Raw genomic sequence first — 4,818 nt, 5'->3', positions numbered from 1 at the left:
TGCCCCATGCCGACGGTGTCCATCAACGCCCAGGATTCATCGACGCGAAACAGTCGCACGTTGGTCCACATGTCCAGGGGCGGCAATTCGTAGTTCCAGGCGTAGTTCAGCCCTTGTCGCAGCCCATTTTGATCCCGCAGGACTTCGCCGCCCGGATTGAAATAGCAAATCGCCTGGGGCAGTTCCAGGAGCGCCGAAACGGCCTTGGTCAAGAATCGCAGCTCTTCGATCGGATCGTAGTCATCGGGAATCAGCACCACGTCTTCAGAATCGTCGTCCTCCGGCTCCGATTCATCTGCCCCCAAGACGTAGCTGATCAACAGACGAACGTGCGAAGTGTGTTGCTGTGGAACATCTTCACCGTCCTCCCACCCCCACGACTGTTCCGCGGCCCGTTCCAGGCAGCCGGGGAACGCGAGCGGCCCGAATTGACCCAGGGACCAAGCGACAAACACATCGGGAGAGGTTTCCGGATCTCCCATCTGGTCCGGCCACTTTTCCGTCGAGGGCGTGACCAGCAGGTGGCCTCCCACCTCGGGCCGAAAACTCATCACCAGCGTTTCCGGGGACGCACCATCGACGGCCGATTCCTGGACACCAATCATGTCAAACGCCGAGAGTTTGTCCTGCAGCTCCGCCAAAGCGACGGGGCTTCGCAGCAACACGCACATCCCTTGAGTGAACAAACCCTTTGCCATGATCGCCTGTAATTACTCTTCTGCCACAATGAAAAATCGGCGACAGTGTGGGTCGCCGAGGGGTGATTCTTACCGCATCAAGCCGCATTCGACGAGTCCAAAGGATCGCCGATCGCTAAGCAGTGCGAGAAAAAGACGTCTCGCGGGCAATCGTAAGCCATTGTACCCCAGCGGCGGGATGTAGGCAGGCGAACGGGCGGTGCGTGGTTCCCATCCCGTCGCAGGTGAGACGGTGCGTGAGCATCGGGGCAGCCCCCCCAATACGCTCTCGGGGGCAATCTGCGATGGGTTCGGGGGTTTGCGACAGCGCGGCGACGCATTTTTTGCGGTAAAGGGCGCGCGCCGATGACCGCCCGGTCAACACCCATGACGAGGCCCGGACGCTGGCGCGAACCGGCTGATCTCGAACGATGATCAGCCGTTTGACGTGAGCCTACGGGCCCCCCTGACTCCAGTGAAAACCTGCAGCGCCGGCGGAGTGCTTACAGGCCCAGATCGCCGAACAGCGGAGTGCTCAGGTAGCGTTCTCCCAAGCTGCACATGATCGTGACGATCCGCTTGCCTTTCATTTCCGGACGTGCGGCGACTTGGGCGGCGGCCCACATGTTGGCCCCGCTGCTGATTCCGCCGACGATGCCTTCTTCTTTGGCCAGTCGTCGGCCCCAGGCGAACGCGTCTTCGTCATCGACCTGGACCACGTCATCGATGATGCTGGTGTCCAGATTTTTGGGGATGAACCCGGCACCGATGCCTTGGATCCGGTGTTTCCCCGGTGATCCGCCGCTGATGACCGGCGAATGAACCGGTTCGACGGCGATCGCTTTGAAGTCGGGGTTTTTCTGTTTCAGGTAGCGTGCGACACCGGTGATCGTTCCGCCGGTGCCGACGCCGGCCACGATCGCGTCGATTTGGTGGCCGCTGTCTTCCCAGATCTCCGGCCCCGTGGTCGCTTCGTGAATCGCCGGGTTGGCGGGGTTCTCGAATTGTTGCGGCATGAAGGCGGTTTCGTCTTGGGAAACCAATTCGGCGGCTTTGTTGATCGCGCCCTTCATCCCATCTCCGGCAGGCGTCAGCACCAGGTTGGCACCCATCGCGCGGAGCAGCGCGCGGCGTTCGACCGACATCGACTCGGGCATCGTCAACGTCAGTCTGTAGCCCTTTGCGGCACAGACGAACGCCAGCGCGATGCCGGTGTTGCCGCTGGTCGGTTCGATCACATGGGTTTCCGGCGTGATCGTGCCGTCCTTTTCGCCGGCTTCGATCATCGCAACGCCGATCCGATCCTTGACGCTGTTGAGCGGCTGAAAGAATTCGCACTTTGCGAACACGCTCGCGCCACCCTCGGGCACCAAGCGATTCACTTGGATCATCGGGGTATCGCCGATGGCTTTGGTCGCGTTTGAGTAAGTCTTTCCACGTGGCATGTTCATTCCTCCCTGGAACAACCGTTGAATGATGACATCGTCTGTAAACGTTTCAGCCCACGACCCAGGTGTCCCCGGCGTGGAATAGCTTTTCTAGATCACCTTCGCCGCGGGTCTGCTTGGCGAGGTCGACTTGTGCGTTGATCTGTTCGTCGTAGGTCGAGACATTGTCGACGTCACGCAAAATGCCGATCGGCTCGGGCATTTCAGGATAACGCATTCTCGCCAGCATCATTTGAATCGACGGGTTGGGATCTTTTTCGTCGTGGATCAGCAGGTCATCATCGGGGACATCGTTGCGGTTGACGATCTCCAGATGGGTTCCGACCAGTCGGATCGCTTTCTCGTTGTCTTTGCCAAACACCAGCGGCTTGCCGTGTTCGAGTTCGACGACGTTGTCGGCACGCTGTTTCTTTTCTTGGGCGTAGGCCATCGCACCGTCGTTGAACACGTTGCAGTTCTGGTACACCTCGACCAGCGAGGTCCCTTTGTGCTGCGAGGCGCGTTTGAGCACTTCGCCGAGATGCTTGACGTGGGCGTCCAACGACCGAGCCACGAAAGTCGCTTCGGCGGCCAACGCAACCGATAGGGGGCTGAGCGGATGATCGATCGATCCCATCGGCGTGCTCTTGGTGACCTGGCCTTCCGTGCTGGTCGGGCTGTATTGGCCCTTGGTCAACCCGTAGATCCGGTTGTTAAACAGGACGATGTTGATGTCCAAATTACGGCGCAGCACATGGATGAAGTGGTTGCCGCCGATCGACAGCGCGTCGCCGTCACCGGTGATCACCCAAACCATCAGATCCGGACGCGTCGATTTTAATCCCGTTGCAAACGTCGGCGCTCGACCGTGAATGCTGTGCATCCCATAGGTGTTCATGTAGTACGGGAAACGACTGCTGCAGCCGATGCCGCTGATGAAAACGATCTTTTCGCGCGGCACGCCCAGTTCCGGCAGAACCTTTTTCATCTGCGCCAGAATCGAATAGTCGCCACATCCGGGGCACCATCGAACGTCTTGGTCAGAAGCAAAATCAGCGGCTTTGAGAACAGGCAGGGACATGGCGGAAATATGGGGAATCGTTTTGTGTTTTAAAGGGATGCTTCGGCGTTTGGTCGCCTCGCTCGACGCTGCGAGCAAGGCCACGGTGTTGCCGACGAAACGGCCGCGGCGGGTCTAGACCGTGACGATCTAGACAGCGACAGCGACCGGCACGAGGGCTTCAATTTGCTCAATCAGTTCGCTGACCGCGAACGGCTTGCCTTGGACCTTGTTGTAGCCAATGCAATCGACCAGGTAGGCCGAACGTAACAACATGCGGAGTTGACCCATGTTCAATTCCGGCACCAGCACCCGATCAAATGATTTGAGCAGGTCGCCGAGATTTCGCGGCATCGGATTGAGGTATCGCAGGTGCGCGTGGCTGACGCGGTGCCCGGCTTCCTGGCAACGGCGGACCGCGGTCAGGCAGGCGCCGTAGGTGCCGCCCCATGACACGACCAACAGATCTCCGCTGGATTCGCCATAGACCTCTTGTTCGGGGATCCGATCGGCGATCTTGGCAACCTTGGCCGCGCGCGTTTCGGTCATCAATTGGTGATTGGCAGGGTCGTAACTGACGTTGCCCGTTTGATGTTCTTTTTCCAAACCGCCGACCCGATGCATCAGACCCTCGGTCCCGGGAATCGCCCAGGGCCGGCCCATGTTTTCATCGCGGAGGTACGGCAAGAAGGGCTCGCCGTCGTTGCTATCGACCGGATGCTGGATTTCAATTTGCGGCAACGAATCCAAGGTCGGGATCTTCCACGGCTCGCTGCCGTTGGCGATGTAACCGTCCGAGAGCAGCATGACCGGAACCATGCACTCGGTGGCAATCCGCCAAGCTTCGATCGCCATGTCAAAGCAGTCGGCCGGGGACCGCGGTGCGATCACGGGAATCGGAGACTCGCCGTTGCGGCCGAACATCGCTTGCAGCAAATCACTTTGCTCGGTCTTGGTCGGCAATCCGGTGCTCGGACCGCCGCGTTGGACGTTGACGACGACCATCGGCAATTCCAGCATCATCCCCAAGCCCATCGCTTCGGCTTTGAGCGCGATTCCGGGGCCGCTGCTGGCGGTGACCGCCATCGTGCCCCCGAATGCTGCCCCAATCGTGGCGCACATCGCGGAGATTTCGTCTTCGGCTTGGAACGTGCGAACGCCGAAATTCTTGTGCTTGGTCAGTTCATGCAGAATGTCGCTGGCCGGCGTGATCGGGTAGGTGCCATAGAATAAATCCTTCTCGCTCAGCTTGCTGGCCGCCACCAAGCCCCACGCCAAGGCCTGGTTGCCCATGATGTTGCGGTAGGTGCCGGGGGTAAGCTCGGCCGCTTCGACTTGATAGCTTTCGCCGAACGCTTCGGTGGTTTCACCGAACGCCCAACCGGCCCGCAGCGCCGCGACGTTGGCTGACGCGACATCCGGTTTCTTGCCGAACTTGTTGTCGATGAAACGCAGCGTCGGGTCGAGCGAACGGCCGAACAGCCAGTACACCAGGCCCATGGCAAAAAAGTTCTTGCAGCGGTCCGCAATTTTGGGGCTCAGACCGTGCTCGGAAACCGCGGTGCGGGTCAACTGGGTCATCGGCACCTTGATCAGCCGATAACTGTCGTTGATCACCGTTGCCTCCAACGGATTGGCATCGACCTTGGCCAGT

General features: G+C 59.8%; 4 protein-coding genes. All 4 read right to left on the bottom strand.

Annotated features, from left to right (window positions below; translation table 11 throughout):
* Nucleotides 1–698 (bottom strand): hypothetical protein (locus tag ABX749_RS22260; RefSeq protein WP_372897917.1); only part of this gene is annotated, 698 nt, incomplete at its 3' end.
* Nucleotides 699–1,180: 482 nt separating this feature from the next.
* A complete protein-coding gene (gene cysK / locus ABX749_RS22255) occupies nucleotides 1,181–2,122 on the bottom strand; it encodes a cysteine synthase A (RefSeq protein WP_145207309.1) in 942 nt (313 codons plus the stop codon).
* Nucleotides 2,123–2,174: 52 nt separating this feature from the next.
* On the bottom strand, nucleotides 2,175–3,185 hold the full coding sequence (locus tag ABX749_RS22250; RefSeq protein WP_145207310.1) for a 2-oxoacid:ferredoxin oxidoreductase subunit beta: 1,011 nt from the start codon (nucleotides 3,183–3,185) through the stop codon (nucleotides 2,175–2,177).
* 129 nt (nucleotides 3,186–3,314) lie between these two features.
* Nucleotides 3,315–4,818, bottom strand: a 1,504-nt coding sequence (locus tag ABX749_RS22245; RefSeq protein WP_372897916.1) for a 2-oxoacid:acceptor oxidoreductase subunit alpha, incomplete at its 5' end; no start/stop codon positions are given.

It is taken from the genome of Stieleria sp., assembly GCF_041595215.1.
Classification (GTDB): Bacteria; Planctomycetota; Planctomycetia; order Pirellulales; family Pirellulaceae; genus Stieleria; species Stieleria magnilauensis.
Note: the sequence above shows the minus strand (reverse complement) of the source record. Positions and strands in the feature narration are given on the sequence as shown.